The organism is Ensifer sp. PDNC004 (assembly GCF_016919405.1).
Taxonomy (GTDB): Bacteria; Pseudomonadota; Alphaproteobacteria; order Rhizobiales; family Rhizobiaceae; genus Ensifer.
Genome location: NZ_CP070353.1, coordinates 2,107,205 through 2,129,931 on the forward strand (window position 1 = coordinate 2,107,205; position 22,727 = coordinate 2,129,931).

The 22,727-nt window shown below is 63.2% G+C and carries 25 protein-coding genes and 1 tRNA gene; 9 read left to right on the forward strand and 17 right to left on the reverse strand.

What is annotated here, in order from left to right:
- Positions 1 to 150: 150 nt before the first annotated feature.
- On the forward strand, positions 151 to 1,062 hold the full coding sequence (locus JVX98_RS18490; protein WP_205237049.1) for a hydrogen peroxide-inducible genes activator: 912 nt from the start codon (positions 151 to 153) through the stop codon (positions 1,060 to 1,062).
- A gap of 11 nt (positions 1,063 to 1,073) precedes the next feature.
- Here JVX98_RS18490 and JVX98_RS18495 read toward each other — a convergent pair whose 3' ends face one another.
- From JVX98_RS18495 to JVX98_RS18515, 5 genes are all read right to left on the reverse strand, one after another.
- Positions 1,074 to 1,949 (reverse strand): dienelactone hydrolase family protein, encoded by an 876-nt coding sequence (locus JVX98_RS18495; RefSeq protein ID WP_192447729.1) that lies wholly within the window; start codon positions 1,947 to 1,949, stop codon positions 1,074 to 1,076.
- Positions 1,950 to 2,096: 147 nt separating this feature from the next.
- The gene (gene adhP, locus JVX98_RS18500; RefSeq protein WP_192447731.1) at positions 2,097 to 3,125 is read right to left on the reverse strand and encodes an alcohol dehydrogenase AdhP; all 1,029 of its coding nucleotides are present in this window, start codon (positions 3,123 to 3,125) and stop codon (positions 2,097 to 2,099) included.
- A 136-nt stretch (positions 3,126 to 3,261) separates the two neighbouring features.
- A complete protein-coding gene (locus JVX98_RS18505) occupies positions 3,262 to 3,678 on the reverse strand; it encodes an MAPEG family protein (RefSeq protein ID WP_043618295.1) in 417 nt (138 codons plus the stop codon).
- An 83-nt stretch (positions 3,679 to 3,761) separates the two neighbouring features.
- Positions 3,762 to 5,264, reverse strand: coding sequence for an IMP dehydrogenase (gene guaB / locus JVX98_RS18510; protein ID WP_192447734.1), 1,503 nt, complete (start codon positions 5,262 to 5,264; stop codon positions 3,762 to 3,764).
- Between the two features lie 203 nt (positions 5,265 to 5,467).
- Positions 5,468 to 6,439 carry an MBL fold metallo-hydrolase gene (locus JVX98_RS18515; RefSeq protein WP_192447736.1) on the reverse strand — a complete coding sequence of 324 codons (972 nt, stop codon included), beginning with the start codon at positions 6,437 to 6,439 and terminating at the stop codon, positions 5,468 to 5,470.
- 201 nt (positions 6,440 to 6,640) lie between these two features.
- Between JVX98_RS18515 and JVX98_RS18520 the strand changes: the two genes are divergently transcribed.
- Positions 6,641 to 8,050, forward strand: a complete 1,410-nt coding sequence (locus tag JVX98_RS18520) for a DHA2 family efflux MFS transporter permease subunit (RefSeq protein WP_192447738.1) — start codon at positions 6,641 to 6,643, stop codon at positions 8,048 to 8,050.
- Positions 8,051 to 8,232: 182 nt separating this feature from the next.
- Here JVX98_RS18520 and JVX98_RS18525 read toward each other — a convergent pair whose 3' ends face one another.
- The 4 genes from JVX98_RS18525 to JVX98_RS18540 all read right to left on the reverse strand — a co-directional run bounded on the left by JVX98_RS18525 (position 8,233) and on the right by JVX98_RS18540 (position 13,005).
- Complete coding sequence (locus tag JVX98_RS18525) at positions 8,233 to 9,999, reverse strand: penicillin-binding protein 2 (RefSeq protein ID WP_192447740.1); 1,767 nt, start codon at positions 9,997 to 9,999, stop codon at positions 8,233 to 8,235.
- 300 nt (positions 10,000 to 10,299) lie between these two features.
- A complete protein-coding gene (locus tag JVX98_RS18530) occupies positions 10,300 to 10,680 on the reverse strand; it encodes a VOC family protein (RefSeq protein ID WP_192447742.1) in 381 nt (126 codons plus the stop codon).
- Between the two features lies 1 nt (position 10,681).
- Complete coding sequence (locus JVX98_RS18535; protein ID WP_205237050.1) at positions 10,682 to 11,419, reverse strand: RlmE family RNA methyltransferase; 738 nt, start codon at positions 11,417 to 11,419, stop codon at positions 10,682 to 10,684.
- The gene (locus JVX98_RS18540) at positions 11,416 to 13,005 is read right to left on the reverse strand and encodes a Ppx/GppA phosphatase family protein (RefSeq protein WP_205239476.1); all 1,590 of its coding nucleotides are present in this window, start codon (positions 13,003 to 13,005) and stop codon (positions 11,416 to 11,418) included. The genes JVX98_RS18535 and JVX98_RS18540 overlap by 4 nt, the downstream gene beginning before the upstream one ends.
- Before the next feature lie 318 nt (positions 13,006 to 13,323).
- Here JVX98_RS18540 and JVX98_RS18545 point away from each other — a divergent pair.
- Positions 13,324 to 13,397 (forward strand) — tRNA-Gln (locus JVX98_RS18545).
- Positions 13,398 to 13,681: 284 nt separating this feature from the next.
- A complete protein-coding gene (locus JVX98_RS18550) occupies positions 13,682 to 13,924 on the forward strand; it encodes a hypothetical protein (RefSeq protein ID WP_205237051.1) in 243 nt (80 codons plus the stop codon).
- 42 nt (positions 13,925 to 13,966) lie between these two features.
- Here JVX98_RS18550 and JVX98_RS18555 read toward each other — a convergent pair whose 3' ends face one another.
- Positions 13,967 to 15,103, reverse strand: a complete 1,137-nt coding sequence (locus JVX98_RS18555) for a fumarylacetoacetate hydrolase family protein (protein WP_371826568.1) — start codon at positions 15,101 to 15,103, stop codon at positions 13,967 to 13,969.
- A 251-nt stretch (positions 15,104 to 15,354) separates the two neighbouring features.
- Between JVX98_RS18555 and JVX98_RS18560 the strand changes: the two genes are divergently transcribed.
- Complete coding sequence (locus JVX98_RS18560) at positions 15,355 to 15,783, forward strand: hypothetical protein (RefSeq protein WP_192447748.1); 429 nt, start codon at positions 15,355 to 15,357, stop codon at positions 15,781 to 15,783.
- A gap of 124 nt (positions 15,784 to 15,907) precedes the next feature.
- Here JVX98_RS18560 and JVX98_RS18565 read toward each other — a convergent pair whose 3' ends face one another.
- A complete protein-coding gene (locus JVX98_RS18565; RefSeq protein WP_205237053.1) occupies positions 15,908 to 16,525 on the reverse strand; it encodes a TetR/AcrR family transcriptional regulator in 618 nt (205 codons plus the stop codon).
- 51 nt (positions 16,526 to 16,576) lie between these two features.
- On the opposite strand from JVX98_RS18565, the gene JVX98_RS18570 reads away from it, so the two are divergent.
- The gene (locus tag JVX98_RS18570) at positions 16,577 to 17,371 is read left to right on the forward strand and encodes an SDR family NAD(P)-dependent oxidoreductase (protein WP_205237054.1); all 795 of its coding nucleotides are present in this window, start codon (positions 16,577 to 16,579) and stop codon (positions 17,369 to 17,371) included.
- A 74-nt stretch (positions 17,372 to 17,445) separates the two neighbouring features.
- Here the strand turns inward: JVX98_RS18570 and JVX98_RS18575 are convergent, their stop codons facing one another.
- The 3 genes from JVX98_RS18575 to JVX98_RS18585 all read right to left on the reverse strand — a co-directional run bounded on the left by JVX98_RS18575 (position 17,446) and on the right by JVX98_RS18585 (position 19,589).
- Positions 17,446 to 18,699 (reverse strand): FAD-binding oxidoreductase, encoded by a 1,254-nt coding sequence (locus JVX98_RS18575; RefSeq protein WP_205237055.1) that lies wholly within the window; start codon positions 18,697 to 18,699, stop codon positions 17,446 to 17,448.
- Between the two features lie 65 nt (positions 18,700 to 18,764).
- Positions 18,765 to 19,268: a TIGR00645 family protein gene (locus tag JVX98_RS18580; protein ID WP_082006056.1), complete on the reverse strand. Its 504-nt coding sequence runs from the start codon at positions 19,266 to 19,268 to the stop codon at positions 18,765 to 18,767.
- A 156-nt stretch (positions 19,269 to 19,424) separates the two neighbouring features.
- Positions 19,425 to 19,589, reverse strand: a complete 165-nt coding sequence (locus JVX98_RS18585; protein ID WP_034800864.1) for a DUF1328 domain-containing protein — start codon at positions 19,587 to 19,589, stop codon at positions 19,425 to 19,427.
- Positions 19,590 to 19,815: 226 nt separating this feature from the next.
- Here JVX98_RS18585 and JVX98_RS18590 point away from each other — a divergent pair, with 226 nt between their 5' ends.
- Positions 19,816 to 20,010 carry a hypothetical protein gene (locus JVX98_RS18590; RefSeq protein WP_192447755.1) on the forward strand — a complete coding sequence of 65 codons (195 nt, stop codon included), beginning with the start codon at positions 19,816 to 19,818 and terminating at the stop codon, positions 20,008 to 20,010.
- A gap of 105 nt (positions 20,011 to 20,115) precedes the next feature.
- Here the strand turns inward: JVX98_RS18590 and JVX98_RS18595 are convergent, their stop codons facing one another.
- Together JVX98_RS18595 and JVX98_RS18600 are read right to left on the reverse strand one after the other, a co-directional pair.
- Positions 20,116 to 20,313 (reverse strand): CsbD family protein, encoded by a 198-nt coding sequence (locus tag JVX98_RS18595; protein WP_192447756.1) that lies wholly within the window; start codon positions 20,311 to 20,313, stop codon positions 20,116 to 20,118.
- Between the two features lie 73 nt (positions 20,314 to 20,386).
- Entirely contained in the window at positions 20,387 to 20,710 is a 324-nt protein-coding gene (locus JVX98_RS18600) for a hypothetical protein (RefSeq protein WP_205237056.1), read from the reverse strand.
- A 515-nt stretch (positions 20,711 to 21,225) separates the two neighbouring features.
- On the opposite strand from JVX98_RS18600, the gene JVX98_RS18605 reads away from it, so the two are divergent.
- Complete coding sequence (locus JVX98_RS18605) at positions 21,226 to 21,474, forward strand: glycine zipper domain-containing protein (RefSeq protein WP_034800856.1); 249 nt, start codon at positions 21,226 to 21,228, stop codon at positions 21,472 to 21,474.
- Positions 21,475 to 21,520: 46 nt separating this feature from the next.
- Here JVX98_RS18605 and JVX98_RS18610 read toward each other — a convergent pair whose 3' ends face one another.
- Positions 21,521 to 21,769, reverse strand: coding sequence for a NepR family anti-sigma factor (locus tag JVX98_RS18610; RefSeq protein ID WP_246764902.1), 249 nt, complete (start codon positions 21,767 to 21,769; stop codon positions 21,521 to 21,523).
- A 156-nt stretch (positions 21,770 to 21,925) separates the two neighbouring features.
- Here JVX98_RS18610 and JVX98_RS18615 point away from each other — a divergent pair, with 156 nt between their 5' ends.
- The gene (locus JVX98_RS18615; protein WP_192447760.1) at positions 21,926 to 22,723 is read left to right on the forward strand and encodes a response regulator; all 798 of its coding nucleotides are present in this window, start codon (positions 21,926 to 21,928) and stop codon (positions 22,721 to 22,723) included.
- Positions 22,724 to 22,727 lie beyond the last annotated feature (4 nt).

Here is a 22,727-nt window from a genome sequence, read left to right on the forward strand (position 1 = left end):
GTCACACAGGACCGACGGCAGTCACGGCGGCTGCCAGCCGCAGGTTGCGGCGACGATCAAGGCCCGAACGCTCTGGCAAGAGGGTTTTCCCACAGCGCTTCGATAATCTCCAATTGCATAAAAATTAAAAATCGATAAGATTTTCCTATCATGCTTACACTCAGACAGATGCGCTATTTCGAGGCGCTTGCCTCTGCTCGCCACTTCGGGAAGGCCGCCGAACTCGTCCATGTCAGCCAGCCGGCGCTCTCCGCCCAGATCATGGAAATGGAAAACCACCTGGGGGTGAAGCTGGTGGAACGCAGCCGCAGCGGCGTCTTCCTCACGCGCAAGGGCGAAGAGGTGCTGGCCCGCACCCGCGCCATCCTCGCCGAAGTGGATCAACTGGAACTGAGCGCGCGCACCAGTTCCGGCACGCTCGAAGGGCGGATCCGCATCGGCGTCATCCCGACGCTTGCGCCCTATCTCGTGCCGCGGCTGGTGCCGCACCTGCGCCAGGTCTACCCGGCCATCGAGATCGAACTGAAGGAATCGGTGACATCAAGACTGGTGGCCGATCTCGGAGAGGGCCTGCTCGATGCCGTCGTCGCCGCCTTGCCGATCGAGACCGACGGGCTTTCGACGAAGCCCCTCTTTTCCGACCGCTTCTTCATGGCGATGGCGGACGACGAGCGAAACATCCTGATGTCACCGCTGACCGAAGACCAGGTGGATGTCGAACAGCTGCTGCTGCTCGAAGAGGGCCATTGCCTGCGAGACCAGGCGCTCGCCGTCTGCAGCACGGCGGGCAAGCGACGCCTCGTCTCGTTCGGTGCGACCTCGATGACGACGCTCCTGCAGATGGTCGCCAACGGCATGGGCATGACGCTCATCCCCGAGATCGCGATCGCGACCGAGGCAGCCCGCAATTCCATCCGCATCGTGCCCTTCGCCGCCCCTGAACCGGCGCGCGAGATCGGGCTTATCTGGCGGCGCAGCAGCCCGCGCGAGCGCGACATGGAAGCGCTCGCAGCGGCGATCAGCGGCTGCGCCGACCACATTCTCCAGGCGGCAGCCGCCTGACCTAACGACGCTCAGGCCAGCTTGGTCTTCAGGAACTCGACCGTCCGGCTCCAGGCGAGATCGGCTGCGGCCTTGTCATACCTCGCGGCAGAAGTGTCGTTGTTGAAGGCGTGGTTGACGCCGTCATAGACATAGATCGTCGCGTCCTTGCCGTTGTCTTTGAGCGCTTTCTGGTAGGCCTCGATGCCGGCGTTGATGCGCTCGTCGAGGCCTGCATAGTGCAACAACAGTGCCGCCTTGATCTTCGGCACGTCCTCGGCCTTGGGCTGCGCGCCGTAATAAGCAACGCCTGCCTTCAGATCCGGGGAGCCGACCGCAAGCCGGTTGACCAGACCGCCGCCCCAGCAGAAGCCGATGGCGCCGACCTTGCCGGTCGATTGCGCATGTCCTTCCAGAAACGCCACGGTCGCCGCCGCATTCGCGGTCGTTGCCGCCGCATCGAGTGCGCCGATCATCTCGCGCGCCTTGTCCTCGTCCGTCGGCGTGCCGCCCGCAGGCGACAGGAAGTCGGGCGCCAGCGCCAGGAAGCCTTCGAGCGCCATCCGCCGCGCGACATCGCGGATATGCGGGTTCAGGCCGCGGTTCTCATGGATGACGATGACCGCCGGCAGCTTGCCGCTCACCTCTGCCGGGCGAACGAGGTAACCCTTCATGTCGCCGCCAGCGCCGGGATAGGTGATGTCCTCGCCGGTCACCCGGGTATCGTTTGCAGCCACGATCTCCGCCTTGGCGCCATTGGCCGCCAGCAGCGGCGCGATCGCCGCCGCCGCGGCCGCGGAACCGGCAAGGCCGGTGAGTTTTTCCATGAAACGACGGCGATCGAGGGTCAGGTGCGTGTACTCGTCATAGGCGTCGATCATCGCCTGCGTGATCTTCGGTTCCTGCATGCCAGCCTCCTCCGGTTCATATCTCCCGCGGCGGCAGACAGAACCGCCCGCGACAGAATAGGTCGGCGGGCGGTCTGGAACATACAAACTTGCGTTACTGCCGCGTGTTTCCTCGCCCTTAAAGGCCGAAGGCCCCACGCAGGTCGATCAGCCGTTGAGGTCGAGTACGATGCGGCCGTCGATCTTGCCTTCCTCCATGCGCTTGAAGATGTCGTTGATGTTCTCAATCTTGTCCCAGGTGAAGTGCGACGCGACCTTGCCTTCGCCGGCAAACTCGAGCGATTCCTCCAGGTCCTGCCGCGTGCCGACGATCGAGCCGCGGATGGTGATGCGCTTCAGCACCGTGTCGAAGATCGGCAGGCACATCTGCCCGGGCGGCAGGCCGACCAGCGCCATCGTTCCCTTGGAGCGCAGCATGTTGAAAGCCTGCTCCATCGCTTTCGGCGCCACGGCCGTCACCAGGGCGCCATGCACGCCGCCGGTCGCATCTCGCACCTGCTCGACCGCATCCTTGTCGCGCGCGTCGACGACGAGGTCGGCACCGAGCTTTCGCGCAAGTTCCAGCTTATCCGGGAAGATATCGACGGCGGCGACATGCATGCCCATGGCCTTGGCATATTGCACCGCCATGTGCCCGAGCCCGCCGATGCCGGAGATCAGCGCCCATTCGCCCGGACGGACCTCGGTTTCCTTCAGGCCCTTGTAGACGGTAACGCCCGCGCAAAGGATGGGGGCCGCCGGTCCGAATTCGAGCTTTGCCGGCAGGCGGCCGACGAAGTCAGGATCGGCGAGGCCGTATTGCGCAAACGTGCCGTTGACGGAATAGCCGGTGTTCTGCTGGCTGCCGCAGAGCGTTTCCCAACCGGTGCGGCACGGCGTGCAGCCGCCGCAGGCGGTATGCAGCCATGGCACGCCGACGCGGTCGCCTTCCTTCAGGCGCTTGACGCCGCTGCCGAGCTTGGCGACGTAGCCGACGCCTTCGTGTCCGGGAATGAAGGGCGGCTTCGGCTTGACCGGCCAATCGCCGTTGGCGGCGTGCAGGTCCGTGTGGCAGACGCCGGTCGCCTCGTATTTGATCAGCACCTGGCCGGGACCCGGCTCCGGGATCGGCACATTCTCGATTACCAGCGGCTTGCCGAATTCGCGCACCACGGCGGCTTTCATCGTTGCGGTCATCTCGTCCTCCGATGCGTTGTTGCCCAACGGCAGAGAGATTACGCGCGAAAGCGGTGCCGGGTAATTGATACGCATCAAGGCGGGAAGATGAAGGCGCAGACTGATCTGCGCCAGAATGCCGGTTGGTCTATCCGGATCAGCTCATCGCCATCCAGACGGCGAGCCACACCCACATCGCAAACAGCGTTGCGCAGCCGCCCATGAACAGCGGGCGGCGATAGCGCAGGCGGTTGCTGGTGACATGCACGAAGGCGTGCACATAACGCAGGGCGACGAAGAGCCAGGCAAGCGCGAGCGAGACGATGTTGTCGGCCTCGGTGATGTAGAGCAGTACGCAGCAGACGTAGAAGAGAACCGGCAGCTCGAACTGGTTGGCGATGCTGTTCTTGACCACCAGGCTTTCGCCCGGCTCGTCGCGGTTCTCGCGAAACTGACCGGCATTCGCCTTGCCGGCACGCACCAGACCCATGCGGCGGACGGAGAGAAGAGCGTAGAGGCAGAAGACGAGGAAGACATGCGCCACGATCGGCCAGAAAATCTCGAAACCCGTCATTACGTTACTCCCTCAAACACGCTTACTCTGGAAAAGCGAAGGGCGCCGCACGATGCCGCGGCTCCCTTCGAATGCAATCGCAATCAGTGCGCGCCCGGATAGTTCGGGCTTTCGCGGGTGATCGTCACGTCATGGGCGTGGCTTTCGCGAAGGCCAGCACCGGAGATGCGCACGAACTGGGCGCGCTCCTGGTATTCCTTGATCGTCGGGCCGCCGACATAACCCATGGAGGCCTTGAGGCCGCCGGCGAGCTGGTGCAGGACGCCTGCGACCGGACCCTTGTAGGGGACCTGGCCCTCGATGCCTTCCGGAACCAGCTTCAGCGTGTCGCGTACTTCCGCCTGGAAGTAGCGGTCTGCCGAGCCGCGCGCCATGGCGCCGACGGAGCCCATGCCGCGGTAGGCCTTGAAGGAACGGCCCTGGTAGAGGAACACTTCGCCCGGGCTTTCATCGGTGCCGGCAAGCAGCGAGCCGATCATGACGGCCGAAGCACCGGCAGCGATCGCCTTGGCGAGGTCGCCGGAGAACTTGATGCCGCCATCGGCGATAACGGGAATGCCGGCCGCCTGAGCGGCTTCGACGGCGCCCATGATCGCGGCGAGCTGCGGCACGCCGACACCGGCGACGATGCGCGTGGTGCAGATCGAGCCCGGGCCGATACCGACCTTGACAGCATCCGCACCGGCATCGATCAGCGCCTTGGTGCCGGAGGCCGTCGCGACGTTGCCAGCCATGATGCGAACCGAGTTCGAGAGCTTCTTGACGCGGGCGACCGCGTCGAGAACGCGCTGCGAGTGACCATGGGCGGTGTCGACGACGATGAGATCAACGCCGGCATCGATCAGTCGCTCGGCACGCTCGAAGCCGTCATCGCCGACGGAGATGGCAGCGGCGGCGCGAAGGCGGCCCTGCGCATCCTTGGAGGCGTTCGGGTTCAGCTGCGCCTTCTCGATGTCCTTGACGGTGATGAGACCGACGCAACGGCCGTCGCCATCGACGACAAGCAGCTTTTCGATGCGATGGGCGTGCAGCAGGCGCTTGGCTTCCTGCTGGTCGACGCTTTCCTTGACCGTGACCAGGTTCTCATGGGTCATGAGTTCGTGGATCTTCTGGTTCGGATCAGAAGCGAAGCGGACGTCGCGGTTGGTGAGGATACCGACGAGGCGACCCTGCTTCTGGCCACCGGCACCGCCATTTTCGACGACCGGAATGCCGGAAATGCCATGCTGCTTCATCAGGCCGAGCGCATCGGCGAGCTTGGCATCGGGGCCGATGGTCACCGGGTTGACGACCATGCCGCTTTCGAACTTCTTGACCTGGCGGACCTCTTCGGCCTGCTCGACCGGTGTCAGGTTGCGATGGATGACACCGATGCCGCCGGCCTGCGCCATGGCGATGGCGAGACGACCTTCGGTCACCGTGTCCATGGCCGACGACAGGATCGGCAGGTTCAGGTCGATGTCCTGGGCAATGGTGGTCGCGATGTTGGTCTGACCGGGCATGACTTCGGAATGTCCCGGCAGGAGCAGGACGTCGTCGAAGGTCAAAGCCTCCAGACCAGTTGCCGTTTCGATGATGCGCGCCATGGCCAATTCCCTTCAAATAGCGAAAATCCCCGGGGACGGGCTGCGATTTGTCCACCGGGCGACTTCAAAGCGTGTCTTGGAAGTTGGCGAGGGCTCGTAACACGGATATCTCAGGATGAAAATAGCCAAAGCCGGGAAATGTCCCGCCTTCGGCCGATATTTGTTGCAGAGCAGCAATTTCGCGCGAAGAGACGTGAAATCGATCAGATATCGAGCTGATAGCTTGCGGGCACGAAACGGTAGCCTTCGCCCTGTTTCTCGACGAAACCGACCGCCGGAAACGGCATGTGGTAACCGATGAAGGGCAGCCGTTCGCTGGCGATCATGTCGAACACCCGGCGGCGCGTTTCTGCCGCCTTCGGCTTGTCCATGTCGAAGCGCACTTCCCAATCCGGCCGCTGCAGCGACAGCACATAATGGTTGGCGGAATCGGCCGTCAGCATCATCGCCTTGCCGTCGGAATCGACCCGGAACACCATGTGACCCGGCGAATGGCCAAAGGCGGCCATCGCCGAGATACCCGGAACGACTTCGGCGCCGTCTCCGATGAACGTCGTCTTCTCGGCAAGCGGCACGACCTTTTCCAGCACCGCCTTGTGGCCGTTTTCTGCCGGTGTTCCGGCGCGCGCCGGATCCTTCCAGAAGGCGTATTCGACCTCGCCCATCACATAGCGGGCATTGGCGAAGGCCGGTTTTCCGGTCTCCAGCAGGCCGCCGATGTGGTCGCCATGCATATGGGTGACCACGACGACCGAGACCTGTTCGGGCGCATAGCCGGCAGCGCGGATCCCGTCGAGCAGACGGCCCGCCCCGGCGTCCCGACCGCCCTCGCCCATGCCGGTATCGAAGAGCACGAGGTCAGACCCGGTATCGACCAGGACCGGCGAATAGCTGTTGAGCAGTGCATCCGTCGGCAGGAAGTTCTGTTGCAGCAGTTCGGCCACGGCCTCTTGCGGCTGGTTGGTGCCGTAGGTCTCGTGCGGCTTGTCGCTGATGCGCGTGCCGTCGTTGACGACAACGATCTTGAACGCGCCAAGCTTGAGCATTCTTGTTGGAGGGCTGGCTTTCATTCCGGTGTTTTCCGATTTTTCCTGAGCGACTGCAATGCCCGTCATCAGCGAGGGCGCTGCGATCACGCCAAACGTTCCCGCTCTCATCAAAGTCCTGCGCTTCATCGACATTTCCCTCATGGTCCGTTTTCGCTTTCTGTTGGATCCGCTGCCATCGGCAGCAACCCGGCCAGAACTAGCGTCTTGACAGCAAAGGCCAGTCGGGATCACAGGCTTTTGATCCGCAATCACCGGTTTTGCCCCGACAAAAGCCATGACCGGTATTATTAGCTTCTGCTTATCGCTGACCGTCCGAAGCATCGTTTCATGAACCGTATCGTCCCGATGATCCTCGCCGTCGCTCTTTTCATGGAGCAGATGGACTCGACCGTGATTTCCACGTCGTTGCCGGCAATCGCCCGCGACATCGGCGTCGGGCCGATTACGCTGAAGCTGGCGCTGACCGCCTATATGGTGGCGCTGGCGATCTTCATCCCCTTGAGCGGCTGGATGGCCGACCGCTTCGGCGCCAAGAAGATCTTTCGCGCGGCGATCCTGGTCTTCATTGCCGGATCGATCTTCTGCGCCATTTCGAACAGCCTGCTCGCCTTCGTCTTCTCCCGCTTCCTGCAGGGCATGGGCGGCGCGATGATGACGCCGGTCGCCCGCCTGGTGCTGGTGCGCGGCACGCCGCGCAGCGAACTGGTGTCTGCGATGGCGCTGCTGACGATCCCGGCGCTTGTGGGTCCGCTTGCGGGGCCGCCGCTCGGCGGCTTCATCACCACGTATTTCTCCTGGCATTGGATCTTCCTGATCAACGTGCCGGTCGGCATCGCCGGCTACATCCTGTCGGGCATCTACCTGCCGAAGATGGAGCCGTTCGGTCCGCCGCCGGTCGACGTGCTCGGCTTCCTGCTCGGCGGCGTCGCTGCCTCCGGCATCGTCTTCGGCCTGTCGGTGATCAGCCTGCCGGCCCTGCCCCCGGTCATCGGCATCGCCTCGGTATTGATCGGCCTCGTTTCGGCGCTGCTCTACATCCGCCACGCGCGACGCCATCCGGCCCCGGTCCTCGATCTCAAGCTCTTCAAGGACAGCGCCTTTCGCGCCGCCTCGATCGGCGGCACGATTTTTCGCATCTCGGTCGGCGCCGTTCCCTTCCTGATGCCGCTGATGCTGCAGGTCGGCTTCGGCCTCAACCCGTTCCAGTCCGGCCTCATCACCTTCATCGGCGCGGTCGGCGCGATCACCACGAAGTTCTATGCGCGCCGGGTCCTGGCCTTTGCCGGCTTCCGTACGACGCTGATCATTGCGGCGATCATTGCGGCGATCACCACCTTCGCCAACGGCTTCTTCACGCCGGAGACGCCCTATCTGGTGCTGATCACGATCCTCCTGATCGCCGGCTTCGCGCGTTCGTTCTTCTTCACCAGCGTCAACGCGCTGTCCTTTGCCGATATCGACGATTCGGACGCCAGCAAGGCGACCTCGATGAGCGCCGTGCTGCAGCAGATCAGCCTGGCACTCGGCGTCGCCGTCGCCGGTGCGATCCTCGAAGTCGAGACGAAGCTCAGCGGCGGCCCGCTGCAACTCGACGATTTCCATACCGCCTTCATGATCATCGCCGCCGCCAATCTGATCGCGGCGATCCCGTTCCTCACCATGGCGAAGAACGCCGGTTCCTCCGTATCGGGCCACCGGCTACCGGCGCGCGAGATCGAAACGGCTGCGGGGAAATAAGCCGCCCGACAACTGTGCCGGCGGCGAACAAGGCGGCGGCTTCTCGAACGGCTGCTGCATGTCGCCTTAAACCGTCCTCGTTAAGGACGGCGGCATGCAGAAAATCAAAGGGTTACAGGGTCCGTTGCGTATCTGATCACGGCACGGGGGAGCCCAGCTGCCTCAAGCGGTTCTCGCGTCGCCTAATAGTCGGCCAGCACCTGCTCGGCACCCACGTCGCCAAAGCGGGGCTTCACGCCCAGAAGCGGTGCCGCGCGGCCGATGATGGCCTTGACCATGGGGGCGGCATTGGCCGCAGCCGTTCGCCCGCCGTTTTCGCCAGTTCGTGGCGCATCGATGATCGAAAGAACGATGTATTTGGGCTTGTCCATCGGGAACGCCGCCAGGAACCCGTTGAAATTCAGGTCCTTGGCATATCGCCCGTTGATGACCTTGTCGGCTGTGCCGGTCTTGCCGCCGACATGGAAGCCTTCCACCTGCGCCCGCCGGCCGGACCCCTTCACGCCGTTCCAGTTGTAGAGGAAGCGCATGTCGGCGCTGGTCGTTTCCTTGATCACCCTCTGGGCAACGAGCTTCGTTTCCTCCTGCGAGCGCGGCAGGAACGTCGGCGGGATAAGATGTCCGCCGTTCATCAGGGCAGCAGCCGCTACCGCCGTCTGCAACGGGGTGGTCGCCACGCCATGACCGAAGGAAATCGTCACCGAGTTGATCTTCTTCCAGGTGCGCGGCTGGGTGGGCGTTGCCACGCCCGGCATTTCGGTTTCCATCTTCGACAGCAGGCCGAGCTTCGTCAGGAACTGCTGGTGTGCTTCGATCCCGACCATGTCGGCGACAGCGGCCGTGCCGATGTTAGACGAGTACTGGAACACTTCCGGGATCGAGAGCGGGCGGTTCTTGCCCTTGAAATCCTTGATGGTGAAGCCGCCCATGCGGATCGGCCGCGACGCGTCGACGACCGAATTCAGATTGACCTTGCCCGCATCCAGACCCATCGCCAGCGTGAAGCTCTTGAAGGTCGAGCCCATCTCGAAGGTGGCGTTGCTCATCCGGTTGAACCAGCCCTTTTCGTACTCCTTGTCGACGCCGCCGCCGGGCAAGGTTCGCGAGGGTTCGTTCGGATCGTAATCGGGCACCGACGCCATGGCGAGCACTTCGCCGGTGTCGGCGTCGAGCACCACCGCGCCCGCGGCTTCGGCCTCATAGGCCGTCATGGCGTCTGCCACCACCTCGCGCACGATATTCTGCACGCGCAGATCGATCGACAGCCGTACGGGCTCCAGCGACGCATTGCTGGTGAGGCCAGCCGCCCGCAGATCGGCAAAGCCCTGCTGATCGAGGTAACGCTCTATGCCCGCCAGTCCCTGGTTGTCGACATTGACGTGGCCGAGGATGTGCGAAGCGGTGACGCCGCCGGGATAGAAGCGGCGCTTTTCCGGGCGGAAACCGATGCCGGGAATGCCGAGCGCCAGAATGTCAGACTGCTGCTTCGGAGTGAGTTGGCGCCGCAGCCACTGGAAGGCCGAACCGGACTGGAGCTTGCGGTGCGTATCGCGCCAATCGAGATTGGGGATGACCGTCGCGAGCTTCTCGACGACCTCGTCGGCATCGACGATCTTGCGCGGCTCCGCATAGAGCGACATCGTATTAAGATCGGTCGCCAGCAGATGTCCGTTGCGGTCGACGATATCCGGGCGAGAGGCAATGACATGGCCACTGCCACCGATCGATGCGGTGTCAGCCGGCGCCGACAGGCCATACTGAACCAGCCTTCCGCCGACCACGAGGAAGACCACGGCAAAGCCGGCGATCAGGATCCCCACGCGCTGCCGCGCCTGGTTCCTGCGGCCGGCGCTGGTGCCGATGATGACCCCCGGCTTGCCGGCACCATTCCTCTTTACAGAAAAATGCGCGCGGCTTCTGAGCCGAACGGCAAGCGAAATCATCGACATACAGGTACTTCCAACATGCAGGCCAACCGAGCACGTGCTCGACCCGTCGCCAATCGTCGATCGGCAGCCAGCGCTCGGTGGAACTAAAACCTTAGGAGGTCCTAATGGACCAGAGAGTAACACCAGAGTTGCACTCAACTGGTTAATGGCCGATTAACCACGATGCACCGTCTTTAGGGGGAACCGGGTTTTACAGGGCGATCAGGGGTGCGGCCGATCGGCACAAGCCAGCCCGGGCCATCGCACGGCCCTGCCTTCATGATCAGGAGATTTCTGGAAAGTCGGCGTCCCGCGAGGCGGTTACTCCGGCCGCTCGCAGACCGCGGCAATCTTGTTGCCGTCGTGATCGCGCACCCAGGCGCCGTAAAAATTTGCGTGAAACGGGCGCAGGCCCGGTGCGCCCTCGTCCGTACCGCCATTGGCAAGGGCTGCCGCATGAAAAGCATCGACGGCGGCGCGCGTCCCGGCTTCAAGCGCGATGCTCACGCCATTGCCATAGGTGGCGGGCGCGCGGTCGAAGGGCGTCACCACCCAGAAGCGGATGCGGTCACCCTCAGCACCATAGCCGATCTCGGTCTCGTCCTGGCGTTGCCTGTGAAACCCAAGCGCCGGCAACACCGCATCGTAGAACGTGCCGGCGCGTGTCAGATCGTTGCTGCCGACGGTGACGTAGAGCAGCATGCTATTCGGCCGCTTCGTCTTCGGCTTCGGTTTCGCTGGCGGTCTGCTGACGTCCCTTGAAGTCCTTGGCCAACAGGAACATTTCGACCGATTCGGCGCGCGAGGAGGCCGGCTTTACATGGATGACCTGCCGGAAATTCTGCTTGAGCATGTTGAGCAGCTCGCGCTCGGTGCCGCCCTGGAAGGTCTTCGCCAGGAAATGTCCACCCTTGCCCAGCACGTCGACGGCGAAATAGGCGGCGACCTCGCACAGATGCATGGTGCGCAAGTGGTCGGTCTGGCGGTGGCCGGTCGTCGGCGCCGCCATGTCGGAGATCACCAGGTCCGGCGTTCCGCCGATCGCTTCCTTCAGTTTCGCCGGCGCCTCAGGATCGAGGAAATCCATCTGCAGGATGCGCACGCCCGGGATCGGGTCCACCTCTAGGAAGTCGATCGCGGCGACGCGCGGATCGGCATCGGTCGAATTGGTGACCTTGGCGGCGATCTGCGACCAGCTACCGGGCGCAGCGCCCAAGTCGATGATGCGGCGCGCGCCGTTCAGGATCTTGTGCTTCTCATCGATTTCCAGCAGCTTGAAGGCCGCACGGGCGCGATAGCCCTCGAGCTGCGCCCGCTGCACATAGGGGTCGTTGATGTGGCGCTCGATCCAGCGGCGGGAGGATGCCTTGAGCTTGCCCTTCTTGACCTTCTGGCCAAGCTTGCGGCCGCTGCGGTTGCCGCCGACAGGAGGTTTCGTCATTGTTTGTTTCCTTCGTGGCTGCCGGAGGCATTGGAGCCGCGCTGGTGGCGGCGCGGCCGAGAGCGGCGCCAGGCGCCGTCGTCCGCCATCATATCGGTGAGCAGGCCTTCGCGCAGGCCACGATCGGCGACGCGCATGCGGGTCGACGGCCAGCGCCGGCGGATCGCTTCGAGGATGGCGCAGCCGGCAAGCACCAGATCGGCGCGATCCGGGCCGATGCAGGGATTGGCGGCGCGTGCGTCGAAATCCCAGGACAGAAGCCGCGCCTGCATGGCCGAGACTTCATCGTCCGTCAGCCACAGGCCATCGACGCGACGGCGATCATAGCGCGGCAGATCGAGATGCACGCCGGCAAGCGTCGTCACCGTGCCCGACGTGCCGATCAGGTGGAAACCGCTGCCTGACGTGCCGTTCGCCAGAGCTTCGACGGGCGGGCTGTCGAAGCGGGAAAGCATGCCTTCCACTTCTTGCACCATCGCCTCGAAGCTTGCCGGCGTCACATGCTGGCCGCCATGGCGCTCCGAAAGCGTGACGACGCCGACCGGCAGCGAGGTCCAGTGGGTGATGTGGTTGGCGAGCCGGTTCGAGCGCGAATCACCGATGCGGATGACGGCGATCTCGGACGAGCCGCCGCCGATATCGAAGAGCACGACCGAGCGCGTCTCGCGGTCAACCAACGACGAGCAGCCGGAAACGGCAAGCCGTGCCTCTGTTTCACGGTTGATGATTTCGAGATCGAGACCGGTTTCGCTCGCAACCCGCTGAAGGAAGCTTTCACCGTTTTCAGCGGCGCGGGCAGCTTCCGTCGCAATCAGGCGGCTGCGGCGGATGGTACGGGCGCCGAGCTTCGACGCGCAGATCTTCAGGGCCTCGACGGCGCGCTCCATCGCCTCGTCCGACAGCCGGCCGCTGGCACCGAGCCCTTCGCCCAAGCGAACGATGCGCGAGAAGGCATCGACCACCCGGAACTGGCCGGGACGGGTCGGCTGCGCGATCAGCAGGCGGCAATTGTTTGTGCCGAGATCAAGCGCGGCATAGAGCGGCGCGGGAGGTTCGCCGGCGACAACATAGGGTGCACGCGGTTGTTCACCGCGATTGCCCGGCCGCGACTGCGCGCCCGCATGACTGCCGCCGGAAGCAGAAGCCTGCCGCGCATTGCCGCCACCATCGGCGCCACGCTGCGGCGCTGGCTGGCGCTCGCCGCTCGTCAGCGGGCGACCCTGCAGCCCACGGCGATGCTTGGCCTTCTTGCTGCGCTTGTGGCCCTTGCGTTCGCCAAGCGACGCATCGACGACCTGGACGCCGCTGTTTTGCGAGGCGGATCCGGCCTGAGCCTGCTGTTTCGCTGATTTCGAACGACGCCGCCGCTTGCGCTTGCGCGCCGGCTCCGTTTCGTTCTCTCCTGCGGGACGCCCTGACAAGCCGGCTGGGCCGGACTGGCTGGCAATTGCAGACGGCGAAGCAGACGACTTACGTCGCTTGCGCTTGCCCTTGCCGTTGCGCGGACCGAGCTTCGATCCATCACCCCGGCCTGCTGCCGACGCCCCGGATTCGGACGGCTTATCACCGTGATCGGGGTCTTTCACTTGTTTCAACCATGGCGCCGCGCAAGGCCTTACGGCCGCTCAAGGCGCTCTCTCGATTTTTCGTTGGCGCGACTGTACCAGCGCAACCCCCATTCGCCAAACTTTTTTTGAGAACCGGCTTGTGCACAACAAAGGCGCCGGGCACCCGAACCCAGCAAACACAACGGGTTGAGCATAAGGCCGCTTGTTCCGGTCACCCCTGATGGCCGCGATCTTCACTTCATGCGCGATTTTTTTTGCAAAAGGTATTTGCATCAGCCGCCGATTTGTTTATAAGCCCGCCAACCACACCGACGGGCTTCGCTCCGACGGCGGCTTTGGGGAATAGGTTAACGGTAGACCCACGGACTCTGACTCCGTTAGTCCTGGTTCGAATCCAGGTTCCCCAGCCAACTTTCACCGAGAATTCAATAAGACATCAATGACATGCGAAACGCTCACGCGTGACGGACGCTCGCTAATGCAATGTTTCGCCCGACGAACCAGACGGCTGAACTCGGCGAGCGACTCGTCTGGGCATGGCTGCCGTTACCCAACGGCAACGGCGCGCTTCCCGCGGCGAAATCAGCTGTAATACGCCCCTAAACACTGCAGTTTCCGAGTTTGCGGATATTCAGACCTCTTAGAGAGGCGCATAATCTTCGCCGCCCACAATCGATCAGGCGGAGACAGGCCGATGCTGGAGACAAAAGCGGATGCGGCATATGCGATCGAGTACTTCCAGGAACACCCGGAAGCCGGGCTGTGCCGGGAAGGACGGCGCTGGTGGATAACACCGAACGCAAACGAGACCGATCGGCGGGTCTTCCGTATCGACAGCGCCGAAGCAGAGCGACTGAAGGAAGACGCCCGCCTTCAGTCCGTCACCGATATCGCCCATGCGGACCGGTCCCTCTGGGTGATGAGGGACATGACGTAGGTGCCCTTGCGGCTGGACGCATGCCGCCACGGAGCATGGTCCCTACAGCAGCCCCCGTCCCGCAAGATTGCGCATCAGCGCCGCGGATCCAAAGCTCCAGGGCGCGCACTCCGTCGATAGCTTGACCGTATTGCTCAGCGATCCGAGTTCGGCGTTGGCGATCGTCACCACGTCGCCGCGCTTGTGGGTGAAGCCCTGGCCGGGATCGTCGCGATCCTCGACAGGGGCGAAGAGCGTGCCCATGAACAGCACCAGGCCATCGGGATACTGGTGATGCGAACCGATCGTCTGGGCGACGAGGTCGCACGGATCGCGGCTGATCTCGGCCATCGAACTGCGGCCGGTCAGGCGGTAGCCGTCCTCGCCTTCGACCAGGAGGCTGAGTTCCGCCCGGCGGACATCGTCGATGGCGTAGCTTTCGTCGAAGAGCCGGATGAAGGGGCCGATGGCGCAGGAGGCGTTGTTGTCCTTGGCTTTGCCGAGAAGCAGCGCCGAGCGCCCCTCTATGTCGCGCAGGTTGACGTCATTGCCAAGGGTGGCACCCCTCACCTGGCCGCTTGAGGAAACCGCAAGCACGATCTCCGGCTCTGGGTTGTTCCAGCGCGACGCCGGGTGCAGGCCGACATCGGCGCCCGGGCCGACCGCCGAGAGGACCTGCGCCTTGGTGAAGACCTCCGCGTCCGGGCCGATGCCGACCTCCAGATATTGCGACCAGACGCCCTCTTCGATGAGGGCGGCCTTGACGCGGGCCGCCTCGGGCGAACCAGGCTTCAGGTTTCGCAGGCTGTCGCCGATGACGGCGGTGACGCGGGCTCGGATCGCTTCGGCGCGCGACGCATCGCCCGCCGCCCGCTCCTCGATGACGCGCTCGATCATCGAGCGCGCGAAGGTGACACCGCAGGCCTTTACCGCCTGGAGGTCCGAGGGCGCGATCAGGTGGGCATGCGCCGGGTCCGGTTTTCGCTCGAGGATTTCCTCGAGCGCGCCCAGGCGCTCACCCGGTGCGGTGCGGGCATGGTGAACCGGATCCGAAAGCTCGAGCAGGTCGCGCATGGTCGGCGTCGCCTTACTGGTGATGTCGCAGAGCGCTCCGTCGCGCAGAACGACAAGCGACGGCCCGGCCAAATCCGGCCGCCAGACCCGGCCGACAAAGGTGCCAGTGCGAAATGCCGGATCCATCATGTCTTCCATCCTCCCGTGAACACCTATTTCTTGCAGCGGAAGACGGGGCTGTAAAGCCGGCAGCGGCGCTCAGGCCTCCCTCCGGTTGCAGCATCCGGAACATTGCAAATCCTCATACGTTTATGCCTATGCCACGCGCCCTCCGGGCGCCCTTGTCGCGCAATCGCGACGGCGCGAAATCCGATGCCACGACTGCCGGGAAGGTTCAGGAGCAGTCGCATCAAGGCCAGGAGGACGCCAAGAAAAGGATGCACACAATGAACCAGCACGAGGAATTCAAGGACAAGCCCGTGATCGATCCGGTGACCGGGCAGCCGCTGCCGCAGACTCAGATGAATGACGCGCCCCCGCCCCGCTCCGGCCGCAGCAACTGGCCGATTGTCATCATCCTTCTCGCCGGCCTGGTATTGGCGCTGATCGCCTGGCTGCCGGCCGAACTCAGCCGCGACACTGCCAACACGGCAGCGCCGCCGGCGACCACCGACCAGCCGGCAACGGGGACGACGGGCCAGGCCACACCGCCGGCCGATACGGCCACGCCCCCCGCCGGTGGAACAACGACCCAGCCGGCACCGGAAACGACGCCGCAACAGGGAACGCAGGCCCCTGAAACACAGGGCGCCACCCCGAACTCGACCCCTGGCACGACACCCGACATGACGCAGCCGGCGCCGTAAGCGAACGAGCTCGCGGAAAGTGGTGGGCCGGAGGTTTTGATCTCCGGCCTTCGCGTTGTCGTTCACTGGAACGAAAGCGCTGAGGCCGAATGACGGATCGGGTGTGTCCGTCCAACGTTGTCGGTCAGTGCGGCCGGGTGTTTGCGGAAATCATCGCGTCCCAGCCTGCTGCGGCGCAGTCGGCGATCACAAGCAGGGTTTCCCGCGTAGCGCCATCGCGCGCCTGGATCGACATGCCGTGCTGCAGCGAGGCGACGTAGGCGGCAATCGCGGCGCAATCGACACCGGCAGGCAGGTCGCCCTCTTCGACTGCGCGCTCGAAACGCTGCTCCAGAGCCACCTGCTTCTCCAGTCGACGCAGCTTCAGAGCGTCGCAAACCTCCGCATCTCCCCCTGCCATCTGCGGCGCGGAAAGGACCACCATGCAGCCTCTCGGCTCGCCCCGCTGGGTAAAGTTCGCAGCCGTGCGTCTCAGCAGGTCGTGCACCGCCGCCTTTGCGGTCGGAACCGCCTCCAGTTCATCCCAGATGCCGGCACCGTCGGTGCGGCCGTAAAGATCCACAGCCTCGATGAAGAGCTGCGCCTTGCTGCCGAAGGCCGCGTAGAGGCTCGGTGGGTTCAATCCCATGACCCGGGTCAGGTCCGAAAGCGAGGTATTGTCATAACCCTTGTCCCAGAAGAGCTGCATGGCGCTTGCAAGCGCCTCGTCCCTCGAAAAACTGCGTGGCCGCCCGCGGCTCATCCTGGCTGATCCTTTTTTGTATCGATCAATACATAAATCGCTTGACAGCGGATGGCAAGTCGCTTCCCTTTATATGTATCGATCACTACAAATTTGGAGAAACCAGTGACGAGTTTGAAAGACAAGGTGGCCCTGGTAACGGGCGGCAGCCGCGGCATCGGTGCTGCGATCGCAAATCGCTTGGCGAGCGACGGCGCAACGGTGGCGGTGACCTACAGCCAGTCGAAAGAAAGGGCCGACGCGCTCGTGGCGGAGATCAAGCGGAATGGCGGCAGCGCGCTGGCAATCCGGGCGGACAACCGCGATCCGGGCGCGGTCGAGGCTGCCGTCAAGTCGGTTGCGGAGAAGCACGGTCGCATCGACATTCTAGTCAACAATGCCGGCATCTTCGATGCCGGGACAGTAGACGAAGTAACCGCGGCGGATTTCGACCGGACGATCGACGTCAATGTGAAGGCAGTGTTTCTCGCCACGCGCGCCGCGGCAGCGCACATGCCGGATGGCGGGCGCGTCATCACGATCGGCAGCAACCTTGCCGCCCGTGTCCCTTGGCCGGGCATGAGCCTTTATGTGCTGAGCAAGAGCGCGCTGATCGGCTTCACCAAGGCGGTGGCACGCGATCTCGGTCCGAAGGGCATCACCGTCAACATCGTCCATCCGGGCTCGACGGACACGGACATGAACCCGGCCAATGGCGACCATGCCGGCCCACAGCGCGGACTGATGGCGATCCCCCGCTTCAACGAGGCAAGCGACGTGGCAGGCGTCGTCGCCTGGCTGGCGGGTCCTGACGGCCGCAGCGTCACGGGCGCCGAATTCACCATCGACGGCGGCACCAACGCCTGATCAGCCAAAGAACAAGGCCGGAAACGCAGCTTCCGGCCTTTTCCCACTGCGTGATGCTGTGGTTTCGGACCTCATCAGGCCAGGAAGCGCTCCGGCCGGTAGGGCGCGATGTCGATGACCGTCTTTTCACCGGTCATGGCTTCCGCCAGCGCCCGGCCGGTGACCGGCCCGAGCGTCATGCCGTGATGGGCGTGACCGAAGGCAAACCACAGACCCTCGTGACGCGGCGCCTTGCCGATCAGCGGCATCATGTCCGGCGTGCAGGGACGCGCGCCCATCCACGGTTCTTCGTCACGGCGTTCGGCCAGCGGGAAGAATTCGCGCGCCACCCGCTCGGCCCGCGTCAGTTGCACCGGCGTCTTCGGCGCGTCGCGCCAGGCAAATTCCGCGCCGGTCGTCAAACGGATGCCGCGCAGCATCGGCGCCAGGAAATAGCCCTTCTCGGCATCGAGCACCCAGTTGTTGAGCTGCGCGCCCTCCTGCGTGCCATAGTGCATGTGGTAACCGCGCTTCACGGCCAGCGGGAAATGGTAACCGAGCTTGCGGGTAACCGTATCGGCCCAGGGGCCGAGCGCCACGACGACTTCGCGCGTCTCCAGCGGCCCTTCCGGGGTGGCGACACGCCAGCCGGGACCTTCGAGCACATGTTCGGTCGTCGCCGCATCGCCGGAAATGAGCCGGCCGCCGAGCGACTGGAAGTAGGCGAGATAGGCCTTGTTGAGGCTGTGCGGATCGCGGATCGACCAAGGATCGCTCCAGCGCAGGCCACCGACGAGATCCGCCTTGATCGACGGTTCCAGCGTCTTCAACTCGCTGGTCGAAAGCTTCTGGTGGTTGACGCCGAAGCCGGCCGAGAGCTTTTCCGCTTCCTTGTACGCGGCGTCGCGCTCCTTCTCGGTGCGAAACACCTTCATCCAGCCATCCTTGCGGATGAGCTCGCCGGCGCCGGACGCCTCGATCAGATCCTGATGTTCGCTGATCGAATGCTCGATCAGCGGCGCATAGAGCTGGGCGATGCGCCGGTGCTGGGTGAAACCGGAGTGCCACCAGTAGCGCGCCAGGAACGGCACCAGGCCCGGCAGGGCGCGGAAATGGTAATGGGCGTCGATGGTGTTGTTGAGCGCGTAGCGAAAGAGCGCCCCGAAATCATGCGGGAAACCGTAGGGAAAGACGCCCTCGCGCTGGATCAGGCCGGCATTGCCGTAGGAGGTTTCCTCGCCGGGGCCGCGACGGTCGAGCAGCACCACCGACTTGCCGCGGCGGGCGAGATGGATGGCGGTGGAGATGCCGACGATGCCGGCGCCCAGGACCACTACGTCAGACTTCATCTAAAGGCTGCCCCGTTGCTCGATCAAGACAAGCCGCGGCTTTGCGTCGGGCCGCGGCACCAATATCACTTCTTCTTCAGCGCAGTCATGATCTGCTCGAGATAGCCGAGCAACACGGCCGATACGACGAAGGCAAGATGTATGATCGTCGCCCACATCAGCTGTTCGCTCGAATATTGCTGCGCGTTCAAGAAGATCTGCAGCAGGTGGATCGAGGAAATGGCCACGATCGACGACGCGACCTTGATCTTCAAGCTGCCGGAATCGAGTTTGCCGAGGAAGGAGACCTCCGCGTCGCCTTCGTCGAAGCGGCTGACGAAGTTCTCGTACCCTGAAATCATCACCATTACGATCAGGCTGGCAACCAGCGCGGCATCGATCAGGGCGAGCATCGCCAGGATCATCTCCGCATCGTCATAGACGAAGACCATGCTGGCGATCTTGAACAGCTTGAAGGCGAACGAGATGCCGTAAAGGGCGAGCGCGGCTACCAGGCCAAGATAGAAGATGACGAGGAGCCAGCGGCTGGAGAGGATGATCCGCTCGACGAGCAGTTCCAGCGATTTCATGGTGTTCGGTTCCTCAAGGCTATTGCGACGGTTTCGGCATCAATAGCCAAGCAGGCAGGCAAGGGCAAGCAAGACGATCCAGCCCCAAACGCACCAAGGGCGGCCGTAACGCCGCCCATTTTCATCCATTCGTATCCGCTCAAATTCGGGCTCCGGTCAGCCGCGGCGCACGAGGCCAGCAACGAGCGAAATCACCAGGAAGACCAGGAAAAGGAAGAAGAGGATCTGCGCGATGCCCGCGGACGTGCCGGCAATACCCCCAAACCCAAGTACACCCGCTATGATTGCCACAACGAGGAAGACAAGCGCATAGTATAACATAGCAATTCTCCTTGCCTAAATCACTGCAAAGCAAACGCCATAGCTTTCAATTTGTTCCAGTCATCGATCAAAATCGGCGCGCAGAATTCCGCGGCTTCACTCGACATTAATATTCTGTTTACGATGAAAGACGAAAGAGTCCCAAATCGGCACGGTTTGCACCGGAAATGCCCGGAACCTTCGCAATACTCTGACGTTCTTCATCCATGGAACACGCAGGGTCGAAATGAAGATGCCGACAGCACACATCTGGAAAACGGCGATCGAAGCCGGACGGGAGCGGACGCATCTCTCCGATAGAAATCTTCACATCGGAAAGACGATGCGCGACCTATACACCGACGGTGGCGAAAAGAGCGCCAAGCTTCAGTCTCTGCTGGAAGAACTCCGCAAGCGAGAGGCCAAGGCAAAGAAGAAATAAGCGCGATGCGCACCACAAACAAAAGCCGCGCGACAGATGCCGCGCGGCTTTTGCTTTGGCGGTTGCGATTCCAGGAAAGAAGAGTAACTGCGTTCCTCGAACCATCTAACGGCGGGACATCCAGTCGTCGATCTGGCGCTCCGCCTCGTCACGCGCGACGCCGTACCGCGACTGGATCCGTCCGGCGAGTTCTTCCCTGCGGCCATCGATGACATCGAGGTCGTCATTGGTGAGCTTACCCCACTGCGTCTGAACCTTGCCCTTCAGCTCGTGCCATTTGCCTTCAACAATATCCCAGTTCATTTTCCGTCCTTTCGGTTGATGCGGCCGCCCAGTGCAGTTGCGCTTGGGCAATCGCGCTGGGCGGCCGGTGAAATCAGTTGCGAGTCCTGGCGCCGATGTCGTGGCGCGCGGCTACGGCGTAGCTGCCGTCATCGATCTTGACCTTGACCTGAAGCCGGCCAGGCGCCTTCACCTGCCATTCGATGGTCGCGTCTTCCACGAACAGCGCCGGATCGACTTCCGCGCAGGCGCCATAGGCATGTTTGAAGGTCGTTCCTGTCGCCTCGATCGCGGGCGAAAGCAGTTCGCGGCATTCGTCCACGGTTTCGAAAGCCACGGTGGGCGCCGGCACTTCGCGGCAGGCCTCTGTCGTCTGCATGCAGCCGACCAGGATCATGATAGCGGCAATATGTTCCATTCGCATGCTCCCTTCCGTCAAACTCCAACAGCAAACGGCAACGCACGATCTGCGGTTCCGAAAAGAGGCGCGAAATATTTCCCGGAACTTTGGCGCGAGCTGCGCGTTTAGCCGCCCGTCAAAAGCCCCCATCGGCGGTTAGGAGACGGTCGAAAACCTGCATCCATTCGCAGCGTTCAACAGGGCGCGAGGGCGCGCAACGGCGACTGCCACCGACCATCGGCCATACCAATAATGGAACAAAAACGCCGCGCTCTCGTTTTCGCAACGATAACAAGCGCTGCGACCGCGGCCGAGCGACGGAGGAGATACTGGCGAGGCAAGGACACACCACAAGGAACTCGCCCCATTGCGAGCGCCGAACGGTTACATCAAAGGTCGATCGGGACGGCGCGGTAGCGGGTACGGGCTATGCCTCATTGTCGTCATTCTGTTCGTCACCAGTCGCGGGCAAATCGATTTCACCGAAAATTGATTCTCAGTTCAACAAAGCAACCCTCGGATAGGAACGCGTCATGAAGAAGATACTTATCGTAGCAAGCCTGATCCTGCCCCTCGCGGCATGCACGCAGACAGAAAAGGGCGCGGCGATCGGTGCAACCGGCGGCGCGATCGTCGGCGGCGCCGCGACGGGCAACGTCAGGGGCGCGGCCGTGGGCGCTGCCATCGGCGGTGTTGCCGGTGCTCTGATCGGCAATGCCAACGAGCCGGGCCGCTGCATCTATCGCGACCGCTACGGCCGCCGCTACGAAGCCGCCTGCTGATCGGCGCATCTCACGAAGAAACGGGCAATTGCCCGTTTCTTCCCCCTCAGAGCGGAACCCCACCCTTCGACGGGCCTTTGGCCGCGGCTTCCGCTTCATCCAGTTTTTCAAGAAGATTGAGAAATAGTTCCGGAACGGGCTCCTGCTCGAGCGACCGATAGAACGCCTTCAAGCTGGCGCCGATCGAGCCGCCGATATCACGCGTTTCGGCCGTGCCGCCGCGCCGTTGGCTCGCGCCTTCATGCTTTCCGGTTTCATCGTCCATGCTGCGTTCCGCCACCGCTTCGTCCTTCACGGTTTTGCTGCCTGCGCGAAATCGCTGGCACACCGTTCGAACACGTCCCCCATTTGCTCTAAGCCGAAAAACGTGTTCAAAACATCCATCTATTCCGCCACATACCCCCTATCCTCAGAAATCAAACGAATCGCATTGCACGTAAGGAAGTCGTTGATGTCACTTTCGACCCGGATTGCGCCCCACCTGCCCTTTCTGCGCCGTTACGCGCGGGCCGTTACAGGCTCGCAGGCCGCAGGCGACGGGTATGTGGCCGCTGTTCTCGAAGCCCTGATCGAGGACATCAGCCTCTTTCCAGAAGCCTCGAACGACCGGATCAGCCTCTACAAGCTGTTCTGCTCACAGTTCGAAAAGATCTCGATTGACCGCAGCGAAAACACCTCGCCGTTCGCATGGGAGAAGCAGGCTGCCGCCAATCTGTCGCTGATCGCGCCTGTGCCGCGCCAGGCGTTTCTGCTCGTGTCGGTCGAGGGCTTTTCCATCGCCGATGCGGCCGAGGTCATGAGCCTGAGCCAAGCCGAATTTTCGAAGCTGCTGACCGTCGCCTCGGAGGACATCTCGCGCCAGGTCGCAACCGACGTCCTGATCATCGAGGACGAGCCGCTGATCGCGCTCGATATCGAGGATATGGTGACCAGCCTCGGCCATCGCGTGACCGGAATCGCCCGCACCCACGGCGAGGCGCTCGATCTCTACCGCAAGACCTCCCCGAAGATGGTCCTGGCCGACATCCAGCTTGCCGATGGCAGCTCGGGCATCGACGCCGTCAACGAGATCCTCACACAGGCCACGGTGCCGGTGATCTTCATCACCGCCTTCCCGGAACGGCTGTTGACAGGCAAGCGGCCGGAGCCGGCTTTCCTCGTGACCAAACCATTCAATCCGGACATGGTGAAGGCACTGATCAGCCAGGCGCTGTTCTTCGACGAGCACGCACGCTCTGCCCGGCGCTAGGCCG

Coding starts and splice junctions, on each gene's coding strand:
- JVX98_RS18490 (WP_205237049.1), top strand. CDS start 151: ATGCTTACACTCAGACAGATGCGCTATTTCGAGGCGCTTGCCTCTGCT.
- JVX98_RS18495 (WP_192447729.1), bottom strand. CDS start 1,949: ATGCAGGAACCGAAGATCACGCAGGCGATGATCGACGCCTATGACGAG.
- adhP (WP_192447731.1), bottom strand. CDS start 3,125: ATGACCGCAACGATGAAAGCCGCCGTGGTGCGCGAATTCGGCAAGCCG.
- JVX98_RS18505 (WP_043618295.1), bottom strand. CDS start 3,678: ATGACGGGTTTCGAGATTTTCTGGCCGATCGTGGCGCATGTCTTCCTC.
- guaB (WP_192447734.1), bottom strand. CDS start 5,264: ATGGCGCGCATCATCGAAACGGCAACTGGTCTGGAGGCTTTGACCTTC.
- JVX98_RS18515 (WP_192447736.1), bottom strand. CDS start 6,439: ATGAAGCGCAGGACTTTGATGAGAGCGGGAACGTTTGGCGTGATCGCA.
- JVX98_RS18520 (WP_192447738.1), top strand. CDS start 6,641: ATGAACCGTATCGTCCCGATGATCCTCGCCGTCGCTCTTTTCATGGAG.
- JVX98_RS18525 (WP_192447740.1), bottom strand. CDS start 9,999: ATGTCGATGATTTCGCTTGCCGTTCGGCTCAGAAGCCGCGCGCATTTT.
- JVX98_RS18530 (WP_192447742.1), bottom strand. CDS start 10,680: ATGCTGCTCTACGTCACCGTCGGCAGCAACGATCTGACACGCGCCGGC.
- JVX98_RS18535 (WP_205237050.1), bottom strand. CDS start 11,419: ATGACGAAACCTCCTGTCGGCGGCAACCGCAGCGGCCGCAAGCTTGGC.
- JVX98_RS18550 (WP_205237051.1), top strand. CDS start 13,682: ATGCTGGAGACAAAAGCGGATGCGGCATATGCGATCGAGTACTTCCAG.
- JVX98_RS18555 (WP_371826568.1), bottom strand. CDS start 15,103: ATGGATCCGGCATTTCGCACTGGCACCTTTGTCGGCCGGGTCTGGCGG.
- JVX98_RS18560 (WP_192447748.1), top strand. CDS start 15,355: ATGCACACAATGAACCAGCACGAGGAATTCAAGGACAAGCCCGTGATC.
- JVX98_RS18565 (WP_205237053.1), bottom strand. CDS start 16,525: ATGAGCCGCGGGCGGCCACGCAGTTTTTCGAGGGACGAGGCGCTTGCA.
- JVX98_RS18570 (WP_205237054.1), top strand. CDS start 16,577: ATGGCAAGTCGCTTCCCTTTATATGTATCGATCACTACAAATTTGGAG.
- JVX98_RS18575 (WP_205237055.1), bottom strand. CDS start 18,699: ATGAAGTCTGACGTAGTGGTCCTGGGCGCCGGCATCGTCGGCATCTCC.
- JVX98_RS18580 (WP_082006056.1), bottom strand. CDS start 19,268: ATGAAATCGCTGGAACTGCTCGTCGAGCGGATCATCCTCTCCAGCCGC.
- JVX98_RS18585 (WP_034800864.1), bottom strand. CDS start 19,589: ATGTTATACTATGCGCTTGTCTTCCTCGTTGTGGCAATCATAGCGGGT.
- JVX98_RS18590 (WP_192447755.1), top strand. CDS start 19,816: ATGAAGATGCCGACAGCACACATCTGGAAAACGGCGATCGAAGCCGGA.
- JVX98_RS18595 (WP_192447756.1), bottom strand. CDS start 20,313: ATGAACTGGGATATTGTTGAAGGCAAATGGCACGAGCTGAAGGGCAAG.
- JVX98_RS18600 (WP_205237056.1), bottom strand. CDS start 20,710: ATGGAACATATTGCCGCTATCATGATCCTGGTCGGCTGCATGCAGACG.
- JVX98_RS18605 (WP_034800856.1), top strand. CDS start 21,226: ATGAAGAAGATACTTATCGTAGCAAGCCTGATCCTGCCCCTCGCGGCA.
- JVX98_RS18615 (WP_192447760.1), top strand. CDS start 21,926: ATGTCACTTTCGACCCGGATTGCGCCCCACCTGCCCTTTCTGCGCCGT.